We start from the raw sequence: 13,442 nt of genomic DNA on the forward strand, positions 1-13,442 counted from the left end.
TGTAAGCCGCAAGAGCAGCAATTATGACAATACTGATGACGCATATTGTTGTTACGCAGAGCCTATAAGTTAGTACAGAAAGTATTCCAACTCACAGATTGACCAGACGCTCTTCACACCCTTTGGTGAACTTCTTCAGATCAATGCCAGGATGAGCAGCAAACGCTTCTGTATATCTCTCTGTGGTCATTCTCCATAGAGATGAGACAGTAGGATCCACAGACTCTGCTTCGAGTGCCTGAGCAAAGTGCGGAGCGGTCATTTGGTTAATATCGTGACGGTCTCCTTTCAGGAATTGAGCCGCAGCTTTTTCAAATTCTCCTCGGTAGCTGTCGCTATCACCTGTAGAAATTGCACATCCAGCAAGTTCATCAGCTAGCTGAGCAAGGTTTTGCTGTTCAGTCTGAGCATAAGCCGTAGTGCTCAACATCATCAGAGCTATGATCATCGATCGCATAGTGTTACCAGTGACCTATGTTGCGTGAACCAGACTGAGCAGAACCACCACCGACATGATTGTCACCGAATCCGTGAGATACACCTGAACGTGTATTAGCTGCATTCTGACCACCGTTGCCGGTGCCACCACGAACGGATGAAGATTTGTCATGGCCGTTTGCATTGCAGTTAGGGCTGCCAATAATGGCGTCAATATGTGGGACAGAGACTTGTACGCTCGGATCAATTTTGGCGATTTCACCAGCGGTTGTGATCTGAGTTACACCATTCACCGTTACGCTGACAGGAGTGGTCGGTTTCAGAGCGCCAGCATCACTATTTATTGAACCGGTTGCAGCAGGGGTAGCGCTCTTTTCAATGCTGATTACAGATGGGGGCGGTACCGATGGGTTAGACTGAGCAATGTTTGACATTGCAACAGATTGCATTGCCACTATTCCTGAGCGGTAGCTTGTTCCCGTGATCTGCGGTGTTTGCGTCGGCATGGCTGGTGTCTGGCTACCAATCACTTTTGCCTGTGCAGCGATGATGGCATTTCTGTATGCAGACGGGTCAACGGATGGTTGAGCAGCGGGTTGTGAGGCCGGTGCAGGTGGTGTCTGACTATTAATAACTCTTGCTTGAGCATCAGTAACAACACTTCTGTACGTAGCCGGGTCAACGGATGGTTGAGCAGCGGGTTGTGAGGCCGGTGCAGGTGGTGTCTGACTACTGATAACTCTTGCTTGAGCATCGGTCACAACGCTTCTGTACGCAGCCGGGTCAACGGATGGTTGAGCAGGGAGCTGTGAGGCTGGGGTAGGTGGTGTCTGGTTAGACATACCAGAACGCGCTTGCTGCTGTGAAATCTGATCGCGAAGAGAAGAACCGGTCACATTGGCAGATATGTGGTCAGCAATGGCTTGCTTTTTAGACGCATTAATAGCAGCGTCACCATACGCAGACGCGTGATTAGCAGCGATTATCCCATTATTACGGGTAGGGTTGTTAGTGTAATTCTGTTGAGCTGCCGCAGCTCTGAGTGCAGCCTGGTCACGATAAGACTTTGCACCCTGGAGGTTAGTCTGTGCCTGATTGTGAACACTCACAGCAGCATCAAATGTGCTGGCAGTAGAGTTGAAAGACATGGCAACCATTCCGGCAACCAACGTAATTTTAAGCTTCATCATCATTTTCCAGGTTAGTTAAGTGAATAGGCATGTCACTATTCTCTTAGAGGTAAACTCCATCCAGGTTGAGTTGATTAATAAAGACACAATGTCTTTGTTAATATGCGTTTTTGTCACTTATGTGAAATCAAAGGCGTTTATTTTACGAATCGAAAGAAGATAAATATTGATTAGGAACAAAATTTGACGGGTATCACACTTGAAGATTATTCACTATGATTTTTTAGCAATTCGTGCTTGTTTGCCTTCTTTTGTTCTATTGATTTAAGTTTATTAATTGTTTTTTACTATCATTTCACTCGTAATTTACAGGCGAGAAAAAAGATTAAATCACTGTAAATTAATGGATTTATGATGATGTGTTCAGGCTTCGTGATGGTTTTTTGCGACAGCAAACCAGAATACTCATAGCTACCGTTATTTTCCTTGAAAAGCTTCGAATGGAAGTACTCAAGGTTGTGATAGAATAGGCTGTGAGTTTCTCAGTAAAATCTGAATTCTCAATTATGAGGGGAGTGGGCCGAAGTAACGGCGTATGGGCCTGTGAAGGTTGAGCAGCAAGGCTTTTGATCATTACAGCCCAAAAAGCAAGTATAATAATTTTCTTACGAGTAAAAAGAACCTTCATCTTTGTTTCGACTCGGTAGTAGTATATGCCGCAGCAAATATCTGCTAAACCCTTGAGTTGTATTTTAGAGAACCAAAATGAAGCTTTTGAAGACAGTACCCGCTGTTGTTATCCTGGCGGGAGGCGTGCTTGCGTCGATGAATGCTGCCGCAGATGATACCGTTTTTACTGTCATGGACGATCCCTCATCAGCACAGAAACCCTTCGAAGGTAATGTGAATGCAGGCTACCTGAACCAGGCAGGTAATACGAAAAGTTCCTCCCTGACCGCTGACTCAACGCTGACCTGGTACGGCAATACGACCGCATGGTCACTTTGGGGAAACGCCAGCAATACCTCTTCTAACGATGAGCGCTCTTCGGAAAAGTATGCCGTGGGCGGTCGTGCGCGTTATAACGTGACCGACGCTGACTATCTTTTTGGCCAGGCGAGCTGGCTTACCGACCGCTACAACGGCTATCGCCAGCGTGATATTCTCACCGCCGGTTACGGTCGCCAGTTCCTGAATGGTCCGGTGCACAGCCTGCGCTTTGAATTCGGTCCGGGTGTCCGCTATGACGAGTATACCGACGGCGACAGCGAAACCCAGCCGCTGGGCTATGCTTCCGGCGCGTATACCTGGCAGTTCACCGATAACGCCAAATTTACCCAAGGTGTATCGGTATTTGGCGCAGACGATACGACGTTAAACTCCGAGACCGCGCTCAACGTGGCGATCAACGAGCACTTTGGGCTGAAGGTGGCCTACAACGTGACGTGGAACTCTGAGCCGCCGGCATCCGCGCCGGAGCACACCGATCGTCGCACCGTCGTTTCGCTGGGCTACAAAATGTAATTGATTTTGGGCCGGTTATTCCGGCCCGCTTCAGCATTAACACGTCGTGCTATTAAACCCTGCAACAATGTTTTATTTCCCTGGGAAAAGCGTTTCTCCTTTTTCTCTCCTTAATTTCATCTGCAGTAACACCTTCAATTTATTTGACACTTTTTGATAAATAAACTGACTAGGCAAAAGTGTGATCTAGATCTACACTTTACGCACAGGCAAAAAAAAGCCTTCGCAGTAATGTATTAATTCAAATAGAGAAGAAAGATCATGAAAACAATCAAAACACTCGCTGCCGCCACGGTGCTTTCTGCACTCTCTTTTGGCGCTTTCGCGGCTCAGCCAAGCTATAACACTGCCAGTCAAACCACCTACCCAAGCGCAACGTTTAGTGTCACGGATACGGAGGCTGGCTCGAATATTCAGCCTGGTTCGCAAAATACGGGACGCTCTACGGATGATGCCTTCAACGCCAAGACCCTTGTTGCCGGCGAATGGTATTAATATTGTTAGCGTTTAATCTATCCCGCTATTTTATCTTCAGGTATCTGCCTGATTAAGCAAAAAACCGGAGCATGCTGTCCCGGTTTTTTTATATCTGTCATTCTGTGTAAACTTTTCTAATTAGCGTGTTTATCCGCGTAATAATGAAAGTAGATTTTCAGGTGCTTGGTTCGCTATTTTCAGCACCGCATTTTGGCTCTCCTGCAAAATTTGCGCTTTGATCATCTTGCTGGTTTCCAGTGCATAATCAGCATCCTGGATACGGCTCTGCGCGGATTGCGTCGCCACCTTCTGCTGTGCCAGCACCGACTTGCTGGATTCAAAGCGGTTGATTGCCGCGCCATACTGCGAGCGATAACCATCTACTTTAGCCAGCGCATTATCGAGTTTACCCATTGACGAGCGAGCCGACTGGACGGTATCCAGCTGGGCGTCATTGATACCAAGCGTTTTGGTATCCGCAGGAGTAGGCTCCAGCGTTGTTGATCGGATTTCATCGCCAAAGTTGGCACTGGTAACCACCTGATAAGGGATACTCTTTTTCGGCGGCGAAGCAGGCTGGGCCGTCGGCGCTTCCAGATTTCCCCACGTCAGCTTGCTGGTGAACGAACCGTTGCCTACCACGACAACGATCAAATCTTCACTCACATTGTCGATAGTGACCCGTTCCAGCAGGTTTGTACCGTTGTTACCGTCGTTAAAGCCACCGGTAGTGCTGTCCTCATAGCGATCGCCATCGCCGCTATAGGTGATGTTCATACCGTTATAGCTTAGGGAGTCGCTGCCGTTAATATCCCATGCTGCGCCGCCCTCAATCAGCAGAGAGTCATCGTAGGTGGCACCGCTCTGGAAGCCATTGGCCTGGGAGAGCAGGCGCGTATTGGCGCTGGCGGTATCGTTGATGCTGTTACTCACCCAAGTATAGTCCGCATCGCTACCGTTAATTGGCGTGCCTGCCAGATGTTTACCGTCGCGGGTAAAGAGTTGAATATCATCATCTGCACCAAGGGAGTTAATGGTAATGGCGATATTGGTCGAACCGGCCGGAATATAGGCCAGCGGAATAATGCCGGAGGTGAAGGAGTAATCTTTGTTTGCCACCGGGAACTTGGTATTTAACGGTGCAACGTTACCCAGCAACGCTGGCGGCAGCTCAGGGTTTTCCGTCGCCAGCGGATAGAGGCCAAAGATCTCGGTACCTTCAGAGATACTGTCGATCCCGGCAAGAATGCTGGCAAATTCGTTTTGGATACTGGCGCGATCGCTCTCCGAGAGCGAGTCGTTGATCGACTGAATAGCCAGACCTTTGGCGCGAATGAGCATGGAGCTTATCGAGCCGAGACTACTCTCTGCGGTTTGCGCGAGGCTGATGGCGTCATCAAGCCCACGGGAAACCACGGTATCAGCGTTTATGTTTGCGCCCATCCGGTTGGCAATAGCGAGACCTGCGGCATCATCCTTTGCACCATTAATCCGCAGTCCGGACGCGAGCCTTTCGATCGATTGCTGAAGGATCGAAGCGGTTCCCGGCCGGGCTTTCAGATTGAGGCCTGCAATACCGTTATGATTTATCGATTGCATGTGTCGTGTCGCGATGCTGTTTGCCCAATGTAGGCTATATCATCGGCAAAATTTGGCTTAACTTTACACCAATACGACCTATGAAAAACGGTAGCACCGGGATGCAGCCGTCTAAATATCGGTATAGTGCGCTGGATCGCTTGACGTTTGCAGGGTTTTTCTATGTGCTATGCCTTTAAATTCAGCAACAAACAGAGAGAGCACCATGGGTAATCAGGCAAAAGAGAGCGAGCTGTACAATGAGATGTGCCGCGTGGTGGGTAAGGTTGTGCTGGAGATGCGCGATTTAGGCCAGGAGCCGAAGCATATTGTTATTGCTGGTGTGCTGCGTACGGCCCTGGCTAACCAGCGAATTAAACGTAGCGAGCTGACGCGTCAGGCAATGGAGACGGTTATTAACGCGCTTGTTCCTGAGAGTAAAGCCTGAACAGCAAAAGGCCTCTTACGAAGCCTTTATTTAACCTGTCACTTTACTCATTAACCTGGCTGCGGGAATGCACATCGATGCAGTAAGTCGTTCCCCACAGGTTGCACATATTGCGCCATGAGGAAGCTTTTTTTCAGCGTTGTACATTGAAAACCGAAACCTAAAACCCTTGCAGACTGGACACTGAAATTTGAGGTTTGGAATAACCCCTCCGGTCCGTTAAGTGGAAACACTACCCTAGCACGTCTATTTGCGTACCAGGGATATATCGTCCGATAAATAGCGTGTTTTTTTGTCAATCTTTCTCCACGCCAGGCGTAATGCTTTTAGCGGCCTTATTAATTTTATTGCTAAGGCTTTTGCTTATTTAATTTTACACAATTATGACAACTCGCCGGTTGCCTGCTGAAATAGATAAATAGCCTGGTAGAGCAAATTGAATGCAACGCCAGCCTTTTAACTCACTGATTAGACGTGTAGTATCAGGGGTGAGCTTATCAACAGCCGAGTAGGGTGCAGCGTGTTTTCTGTACAAGTTTGTCAGAGTGAAGACGAAAACCTGCTTTAAGTCGTTGATAATAATTTGAAAATAGTTTTGTATGTGACCTTTCGTGCGGGTCACCACTGCAAATTAAGGATCTCACATGCCTGTAATTACCCTTCCTGACGGCAGCCAACGCCAGTTTGATCGCCCCGTTAGTCCAATGGATGTTGCCCTTGATATCGGTCCAGGACTCGCGAAAGCCTGCATTGCGGGTCGCGTGAATGGCGAGCTGGTGGATGCCAGCGATCTTATCGAAAACGATGCGCAGCTGGCGATCATCACCGCCAAAGATGAGGATGGTCTGGAAATTATCCGCCACTCCTGCGCGCACCTGTTAGGTCATGCCATCAAACAGCTGTGGCCCCATGCCAAAATGGCCATCGGTCCGGTTGTTGATAACGGCTTCTACTACGATATCGATCTTGACCATACGCTGACCCAGGAAGATATCGACGCGCTCGAAAAACGTATGCACGAGCTCGCCGAAACGAACTATAACGTCATTAAGAAAAAGGTAAGCTGGCACGAAGCGCGTGAAACCTTCGTTGCGCGCGGCGAAAGCTACAAGGTTACCATTCTTGATGAGAACATCGCCCATGATGATAAGCCCGGCCTGTATCATCATGAAGAGTACATCGACATGTGCCGCGGTCCGCACGTGCCGAACATGCGCTTCTGCCATCACTTTAAACTGATGAAAATCGCAGGAGCCTACTGGCGCGGCGACAGCAACAACAAGATGCTGCAGCGTATCTACGGCACGGCGTGGGCAGATAAAAAAGCGCTTAACGCTTATCTGCAGCGTCTGGAAGAGGCCGCGAAACGCGACCACCGTAAAATTGGTAAGCAGCTCGACCTGTATCACATGCAGGAAGAGGCACCGGGCATGGTTTTCTGGCATAATGATGGCTGGACTATCTTCCGTGAGCTGGAGACGTTTGTTCGCTCCAAGCTGAAAGCGTACCAGTACCAGGAAGTAAAAGGCCCGTTCATGATGGACCGTGTGCTGTGGGAAAAAACCGGCCACTGGGACAACTACAAAGATGCCATGTTCACCACCTCGTCTGAGAACCGTGAGTACTGCATCAAACCTATGAACTGCCCTGGTCACGTGCAAATTTTCAATCAGGGTCTAAAATCGTACCGCGACCTGCCATTACGTATGGCAGAGTTTGGTAGCTGCCACCGCAACGAGCCGTCGGGCGCGTTGCATGGCCTGATGCGTGTACGCGGGTTCACTCAGGATGATGCCCACATCTTCTGTACAGAAGAGCAGGTGCGTGATGAAGTGAACGCCTGTATTCGTATGGTCTACGATATGTATAGCACCTTTGGCTTCGAGAAGATCGTCGTCAAACTCTCCACTCGTCCGGAAAAGCGTATCGGCAGCGACGAGATGTGGGATCGTGCTGAGGCGGATTTAGCAGTCGCGCTGGAAGAGAACAACATCCCGTTTGAGTATCAAGTGGGTGAAGGCGCGTTCTACGGTCCGAAAATTGAATTTACGCTGTATGACTGCCTCGATCGTGCATGGCAGTGCGGAACGGTACAGCTGGACTTCTCCCTGCCGTCTCGTTTGAGCGCCTCCTACGTAGGCGAAAATAACGAGCGTCAGGTGCCAGTGATGATTCACCGCGCCATTCTTGGGTCTCTGGAGCGCTTTATCGGCATCCTGACCGAAGAGTTTGCGGGCTTCTTCCCCACCTGGCTTGCGCCGGTGCAGGTAGTTGTAATGAACATTACCGATTCTCAGGCCGATTACGTTAACGAATTGACGCAGAAACTACAAAATGCGGGCATTCGAGTAAAAGCGGACTTGAGAAACGAGAAGATAGGCTTTAAAATCCGCGAGCACACTTTACGTCGTGTCCCTTATATGCTGGTTTGTGGTGACAAAGAGGTTGAGGCCGGCAAAGTAGCCGTGCGTACCCGTCGTGGTAAAGACCTGGGTAGCCTGGACGTAAATGACGTTATCGAGAAGCTGCAACAAGAGATTCGCAGCCGCAGTCTTCAACAACTGGAGGAATAAGGTATTAAAGGCGGAAAACGAGTTCAAACGGCGCGTCCGAATCGTATCAATGGCGAGATTCGCGCCACAGAAGTTCGCTTAACAGATCTGGAAGGCGAGCCGCTTGGCATTGTGAGTCTAAGAGAAGCTCTGGAAAAAGCTGAAGAAGCCGGGGCAGATTTAGTTGAAATTAGCCCTAACGCCGAGCCGCCCGTTTGCCGTATAATGGATTACGGCAAGTTCCTCTATGAAAAGAGCAAATCTTCTAAGGAACAGAAGAAGAAGCAAAAAGTTATCCAGGTTAAGGAAATCAAATTCCGACCTGGTACAGATGAAGGCGACTATCAGGTAAAACTCCGCAGCCTGATTCGCTTTCTCGAAGAGGGCGACAAGGCCAAGATCACACTGCGTTTCCGCGGTCGTGAGATGGCCCACCAACAGATCGGTATGGAAGTGCTTAACCGCGTGAAAGAAGATCTGGTTGAACTGGCAGTAGTCGAATCCTTCCCTACGAAGATCGAAGGCCGCCAGATGATCATGGTGCTTGCTCCGAAGAAGAAACAGTAAGGCCATCAAGTAATCATACCTGTGGGCCACAAGCTCACGGGTCTGGTTCGCCTTTGTTTCGTTTATTAACAATGCGAAGTGGAAATTATTAAAATGCCAAAGATTAAGACCGTACGCGGTGCTGCTAAGCGCTTTAAAAAAACCGGTAAAGGTGGTTTTAAGCACAAGCACGCTAACCTGCGTCATATTCTGACCAAAAAAGCTACCAAGCGTAAACGTCACCTGCGTCCGAAAGCCATGGTTTCTAAAGGCGATCTGGGCCTGGTCATCGCGTGCCTGCCGTACGCATAAGTCGTTTACCTTTTAACCTTTTTTAAGAATAGATACAGGAGAGCATCATGGCTCGCGTAAAACGTGGTGTAATGGCACGTGCACGTCACAAGAAAATTTTGAAACAAGCTAAAGGCTACTACGGTGCGCGTTCACGCGTATACCGCGTTGCCTTCCAGGCTGTTATCAAAGCAGGTCAGTACGCTTATCGTGACCGTCGTCAGAAAAAGCGTCAGTTCCGTCAACTGTGGATTGCGCGTATCAACGCAGCAGCACGTCAGAACGGTATTTCTTACAGCAAATTCATCAACGGCCTGAAAAAAGCCTCTGTTGAAATCGACCGTAAGATCCTGGCTGACATCGCTGTATTCGACAAAGTGGCATTCTCTGCCCTGGTCGAAAAAGCGAAAGCAGCTCTGGCATAAGCCAGTTAGAGAGAGGGAGCCTGGCTCCCTCTTTTTATTCCTTTCCACACAAGGTAACGCAAGCATGAATGCTGCTATTTTCCGCTTCTTTTTTTACTTTAGCACCTGATCCCAGGGGGCTTGCGCGTGAAAGAAGAAACGAAAAACAGCGCCAGAAAGCCTCCCCAGGGAGGCTTTTTTTATGCCTGTATGTAAAAAATATGAGATCACCATAACGGTGTCTGCACCGACATAATGAGGAAAACCATGTCACATCTCGCAGAGCTGGTTGCCAACGCCACGGCAGCCATTAACGAGGCTTCAGATATAGCCGCATTAGATAATGTGCGCGTTGAATATCTGGGCAAAAAAGGGCAGCTGACCCTTCAGATGACAACCCTGCGTGAGCTGCCGCCTGAAGAGCGTCCAGCCGCCGGTGCGGTGATTAACGAAGCCAAAGAGCAGGTACAGCAGGCGCTCAACGCCCGCAAAGAAGCTCTTGAGAGCGCAGCGCTGAACGCGCGTCTGGCAGCAGAGACCATCGACATCTCTCTGCCGGGCCGCCGCATTGAGAACGGCGGTCTGCATCCGGTCACCCGTACCATCGACCGTATTGAGAACTTCTTCGGCGAGCTGGGCTTTACCGTGGCAACCGGTCCGGAAATCGAAGACGACTACCATAACTTTGACGCCCTGAACATTCCGGGACATCACCCGGCGCGCGCTGACCATGACACCTTCTGGTTTGACGCTACCCGACTGCTGCGTACCCAGACCTCTGGGGTGCAGATCCGTACCATGGAAAACCAGCAGCCGCCAATCCGCATTATCGCCCCGGGGCGCGTCTATCGTAACGACTACGATCAGACCCACACCCCAATGTTCCACCAGATGGAAGGGCTGATCGTTGATAAAAACATTAGCTTTACCAATCTGAAGGGCACCCTGCACGACTTCCTGAATAACTTCTTTGAGGAAGATCTGCAGGTACGTTTCCGTCCGTCCTACTTCCCGTTTACCGAGCCCTCCGCTGAGGTGGACGTAATGGGTAAAAATGGCAAATGGCTGGAGGTGCTGGGCTGCGGTATGGTGCATCCGAACGTACTGCGCAACGTGGGCATCGATCCTGAAGTTTACTCTGGCTTCGCGTTTGGCATGGGGATGGAGCGTCTGACCATGCTGCGCTATGGCGTTACCGACTTACGCGCGTTCTTCGAAAACGATTTGCGTTTCCTTAAACAGTTTAAATAAAGGCAGGAAAAAATAATGAAATTCAGTGAACTGTGGTTACGTGAATGGGTTAACCCGGCGGTCGATAGCGAAGCGCTCTCCGATCAAATTACGATGGCAGGCCTGGAAGTAGACGGCGTTGACGCCGTGGCCGGCAGCTTTAACGGCGTGGTGGTGGGCGAAGTGGTCGAGTGCGGTCAGCACCCGAACGCCGACAAACTGCGCGTGACCAAGGTTAACGTTGGCGGTGAGCGCCTGCTTGATATCGTCTGTGGCGCGCCAAACTGCCGCCAGGGACTGAAAGTCGCGGTAGCGACCATCGGCGCGGTGCTGCCGGGTGATTTCAAAATCAAAGCCGCCAAACTGCGCGGCGAGCCATCAGAAGGAATGCTCTGCTCCTTCTCCGAGCTGGGTATTTCCGACGATCACAGCGGGATCATTGAACTGCCAGCGGATGCACCGATCGGCACCGATATTCGCGACTACCTGAAGCTCGATGATAATACCATTGAGATCAGCGTCACCCCGAACCGCGCCGACTGCTTAGGCATTATCGGCATCGCGCGCGACGTGGCCGTGCTGAACGCGCTGCCGCTGACCGAGCCTGAGATTGCTCCGGTTGCCGCAACGATTAACGATACGCTGCCTATCCGCATTGAAGCCGCCGACGCCTGCCCGCGCTACCTGGGCCGCGTGGTCAAGGGTATCGACGTCACCGCGCCAACCCCGCTGTGGATGCGTGAGAAGCTGCGTCGCTGCGGTATCCGCTCTATTGACGCTGTGGTAGACGTCACTAACTTCGTCCTGCTGGAGCTGGGTCAGCCGATGCACGCCTTCGATCTGGGCCGCATTGAGGGCGGGATCGTTGTTCGGATGGCGCAAGAGAACGAGACGCTGGTGCTGCTCGACGGTAGCGAAGCTAAATTGCAGTCTGATACGCTGGTGATTTCCGACCACAACAAAGCCCTGGCCATGGGCGGTATTTTTGGTGGCGAGCACTCTGGTGTGAATGGCGAAACGCAGGACGTACTGCTGGAGTGCGCCTTCTTCAGCCCGCTCTCTATCACCGGTCGCGCCCGTCGTCACGGCCTGCACACCGACGCCTCCCACCGCTACGAGCGTGGCGTTGACCCGGCGCTGCAGTACAAAGCGATGGAGCGTGCGACGCGCCTGCTGCTGGATATCTGCGGCGGTGAAGCCGGTCCGGTTATCGATGTCACCAGCGAGGCCGCGCTGCCGAAGCGTGCAACTATCACCCTGCGCCGCAGCAAGCTGGATCGCCTGATTGGCCACCACATTGCCGATGAGCAGGTAGGCGACATCCTCAAGCGCCTGGGCTGTGAAGTGACCGAAGGTCAGGATGAGTGGCAGGCCGTGGCCCCAAGCTGGCGTTTCGATATGGAGATCGAAGAGGACCTGGTGGAAGAGGTGGCCCGCATCTACGGCTACAACAACATTCCTGATGCCCCGGTACAAGCAGGTCTGATTATGGGCAGCCACCGCGAAGCGGACCTGTCGATGAAGCGGGTGAAAACCATGCTGATCGACAAAGGCTACCAGGAAGTGATTACCTACAGCTTCGTGGATCCGAAACTGCAGCAGCTGATCCATCCGGGCGAGGAGGCGCTGATCCTGCCAAGCCCTATCTCCAGCGAAATGTCGGCCATGCGCCTGTCGCTGTGGACCGGCCTGCTGGGGACGGTGGTCTATAACCAGAACCGTCAGCAGAGCCGCGTACGTATTTTTGAGACCGGGCTGCGCTTTGTACCGGATACCCAGGCCAATCTGGGGATCCGTCAGGATGTGATGCTGGCCGGAGTTATTACCGGAAGCCGCTACGAAGAGCACTGGAACCTGGCAAAAGAGAGCGTCGATTTCTATGATTTAAAAGGCGATCTGGAATCCATTCTCGATCTCACTGGCAAGCTGGGCGACATTCAGTTTAAAGCGGAAGCCAATCCGGCCCTTCACCCGGGCCAGTCCGCCGCGATTTATCTGAAAGGCGAACGTATTGGTTTTATTGGGGTTGTGCATCCTGAGCTGGAACGTAAACTGGATCTGAACGGTCGGACGCTGGTGTTTGAGCTCGAGTGGAACGCCATTGCAGACCGCGTAATTTCGCAGGCGCGGGAGGTTTCACGCTTCCCGGCAAACCGTCGCGATATTGCGGTTGTGGTCACAGAAAACGTCCCCGCAGCAGATGTTTTGGCTGAGTGTAAGAAAGTTGGCGTAAATCAGGTAGTTGGCGTAAACTTGTTTGATGTGTACCGCGGCAAGGGCGTAGCGGAGGGCTATAAGAGCCTCGCTATCACCCTGATCCTTCAGGATACCGGCCGTACACTCGAAGAAGAGGAGATTGCCGCTACCGTTGCCAGATGTGTAGAGGCATTAAAAGAGCGATTCCAGGCATCATTGAGGGATTGAACCTATGGCGCTTACAAAAGCTGAAATGTCAGAATATCTGTTTGATAAGCTTGGGCTTAGCAAACGGGATGCCAAAGAGCTGGTAGAGCTATTTTTCGAAGAGATCCGTCGCGCTCTGGAAAATGGTGAGCAGGTAAAACTCTCCGGTTTTGGTAACTTTGATCTGCGTGATAAGAACCAACGCCCGGGACGTAACCCGAAAACGGGCGAGGATATTCCCATTACAGCCCGGCGCGTGGTGACCTTCAGACCCGGTCAGAAATTGAAAAGCCGTGTCGAAAACGCTTCGCCCAAAGCAGAGTAATCTGAACTAACCAAAAAGGCCGCCCGTGCGGCCTTTTTTCTTTCCACAAACCGCTCTGCATCTTAAAATCACGTCCACGACGATAAGCAGGATGGA

14 protein-coding genes and 1 other annotated feature are annotated in these 13,442 nt (G+C 51.1%); of the genes, 11 read left to right on the forward strand and 3 right to left on the reverse strand.

Going from position 1 to position 13,442, the window contains the following annotated elements:
* Nucleotides 1–91 precede the first annotated feature (91 nt).
* Both NR795_RS04800 and NR795_RS04805 read right to left on the reverse strand, forming a co-directional pair.
* Nucleotides 92–457 (reverse strand): hypothetical protein, encoded by a 366-nt coding sequence (locus NR795_RS04800; protein ID WP_257757356.1) that lies wholly within the window; start codon nt 455–457, stop codon nt 92–94.
* 4 nt (nt 458–461) lie between these two features.
* The gene (locus NR795_RS04805; RefSeq protein WP_257757358.1) at nt 462–1,628 is read right to left on the reverse strand and encodes a hypothetical protein; all 1,167 of its coding nucleotides are present in this window, start codon (nt 1,626–1,628) and stop codon (nt 462–464) included.
* Between the two features lie 705 nt (nt 1,629–2,333).
* Here NR795_RS04805 and NR795_RS04810 point away from each other — a divergent pair.
* Nucleotides 2,334–3,092, forward strand: a complete 759-nt coding sequence (locus NR795_RS04810) for a YdiY family protein (RefSeq protein ID WP_257757359.1) — start codon at nt 2,334–2,336, stop codon at nt 3,090–3,092.
* A 261-nt stretch (nt 3,093–3,353) separates the two neighbouring features.
* Nucleotides 3,354–3,587: a hypothetical protein gene (locus tag NR795_RS04815; RefSeq protein WP_042394828.1), complete on the forward strand. Its 234-nt coding sequence runs from the start codon at nt 3,354–3,356 to the stop codon at nt 3,585–3,587.
* A 129-nt stretch (nt 3,588–3,716) separates the two neighbouring features.
* Here NR795_RS04815 and NR795_RS04820 read toward each other — a convergent pair whose 3' ends face one another.
* A complete protein-coding gene (locus NR795_RS04820) occupies nt 3,717–5,168 on the reverse strand; it encodes a flagellin (RefSeq protein WP_257757361.1) in 1,452 nt (483 codons plus the stop codon).
* A gap of 205 nt (nt 5,169–5,373) precedes the next feature.
* Here NR795_RS04820 and fumD point away from each other — a divergent pair, with 205 nt between their 5' ends.
* From fumD to ihfA, 9 genes are all read left to right on the forward strand, one after another.
* Nucleotides 5,374–5,595 carry a fumarate hydratase FumD gene (gene fumD, locus NR795_RS04825; protein WP_257757363.1) on the forward strand — a complete coding sequence of 74 codons (222 nt, stop codon included), beginning with the start codon at nt 5,374–5,376 and terminating at the stop codon, nt 5,593–5,595.
* A gap of 644 nt (nt 5,596–6,239) precedes the next feature.
* Nucleotides 6,240–8,168: a threonine--tRNA ligase gene (gene thrS, locus NR795_RS04830; RefSeq protein ID WP_257757364.1), complete on the forward strand. Its 1,929-nt coding sequence runs from the start codon at nt 6,240–6,242 to the stop codon at nt 8,166–8,168.
* A 3-nt stretch (nt 8,169–8,171) separates the two neighbouring features.
* Nucleotides 8,172–8,714 carry a translation initiation factor IF-3 gene (gene infC, locus NR795_RS04835; protein WP_072015308.1) on the forward strand — a complete coding sequence of 181 codons (543 nt, stop codon included), beginning with the start codon at nt 8,172–8,174 and terminating at the stop codon, nt 8,712–8,714.
* 93 nt (nt 8,715–8,807) lie between these two features.
* Nucleotides 8,808–9,005, forward strand: coding sequence for a 50S ribosomal protein L35 (rpmI, locus tag NR795_RS04840; RefSeq protein WP_001124225.1), 198 nt, complete (start codon nt 8,808–8,810; stop codon nt 9,003–9,005).
* A gap of 47 nt (nt 9,006–9,052) precedes the next feature.
* Complete coding sequence (rplT, locus tag NR795_RS04845; protein ID WP_007760430.1) at nt 9,053–9,409, forward strand: 50S ribosomal protein L20; 357 nt, start codon at nt 9,053–9,055, stop codon at nt 9,407–9,409.
* Nucleotides 9,410–9,468: 59 nt separating this feature from the next.
* Nucleotides 9,469–9,592: a sequence feature (Phe leader region), on the forward strand.
* Nucleotides 9,474–9,518 (forward strand): pheST operon leader peptide PheM, encoded by a 45-nt coding sequence (gene pheM, locus NR795_RS04850; RefSeq protein ID WP_001386830.1) that lies wholly within the window; start codon nt 9,474–9,476, stop codon nt 9,516–9,518. It overlaps the preceding feature by 45 nt.
* Before the next feature lie 63 nt (nt 9,593–9,655).
* Complete coding sequence (gene pheS, locus NR795_RS04855; protein ID WP_144812097.1) at nt 9,656–10,639, forward strand: phenylalanine--tRNA ligase subunit alpha; 984 nt, start codon at nt 9,656–9,658, stop codon at nt 10,637–10,639.
* Nucleotides 10,640–10,654: 15 nt separating this feature from the next.
* Nucleotides 10,655–13,042: a phenylalanine--tRNA ligase subunit beta gene (gene pheT / locus NR795_RS04860; RefSeq protein WP_257757367.1), complete on the forward strand. Its 2,388-nt coding sequence runs from the start codon at nt 10,655–10,657 to the stop codon at nt 13,040–13,042.
* Nucleotides 13,043–13,046: 4 nt separating this feature from the next.
* A complete protein-coding gene (gene ihfA / locus NR795_RS04865; RefSeq protein WP_006820203.1) occupies nt 13,047–13,346 on the forward strand; it encodes an integration host factor subunit alpha in 300 nt (99 codons plus the stop codon).
* Nucleotides 13,347–13,442 lie beyond the last annotated feature (96 nt).

Source organism: Pseudescherichia sp. L3, assembly GCF_024656065.1.
Taxonomy (GTDB): domain Bacteria; phylum Pseudomonadota; class Gammaproteobacteria; order Enterobacterales; family Enterobacteriaceae; genus Pseudescherichia.

Coding starts and splice junctions, on each gene's coding strand:
- pheS (WP_144812097.1), top strand. CDS start 9,656: ATGTCACATCTCGCAGAGCTGGTTGCCAACGCCACGGCAGCCATTAAC.
- thrS (WP_257757364.1), top strand. CDS start 6,240: ATGCCTGTAATTACCCTTCCTGACGGCAGCCAACGCCAGTTTGATCGC.
- NR795_RS04820 (WP_257757361.1), bottom strand. CDS start 5,168: ATGCAATCGATAAATCATAACGGTATTGCAGGCCTCAATCTGAAAGCC.
- rpmI (WP_001124225.1), top strand. CDS start 8,808: ATGCCAAAGATTAAGACCGTACGCGGTGCTGCTAAGCGCTTTAAAAAA.
- NR795_RS04815 (WP_042394828.1), top strand. CDS start 3,354: ATGAAAACAATCAAAACACTCGCTGCCGCCACGGTGCTTTCTGCACTC.
- NR795_RS04810 (WP_257757359.1), top strand. CDS start 2,334: ATGAAGCTTTTGAAGACAGTACCCGCTGTTGTTATCCTGGCGGGAGGC.
- fumD (WP_257757363.1), top strand. CDS start 5,374: ATGGGTAATCAGGCAAAAGAGAGCGAGCTGTACAATGAGATGTGCCGC.
- pheT (WP_257757367.1), top strand. CDS start 10,655: ATGAAATTCAGTGAACTGTGGTTACGTGAATGGGTTAACCCGGCGGTC.
- rplT (WP_007760430.1), top strand. CDS start 9,053: ATGGCTCGCGTAAAACGTGGTGTAATGGCACGTGCACGTCACAAGAAA.
- ihfA (WP_006820203.1), top strand. CDS start 13,047: ATGGCGCTTACAAAAGCTGAAATGTCAGAATATCTGTTTGATAAGCTT.
- NR795_RS04805 (WP_257757358.1), bottom strand. CDS start 1,628: ATGATGAAGCTTAAAATTACGTTGGTTGCCGGAATGGTTGCCATGTCT.
- NR795_RS04800 (WP_257757356.1), bottom strand. CDS start 457: ATGCGATCGATGATCATAGCTCTGATGATGTTGAGCACTACGGCTTAT.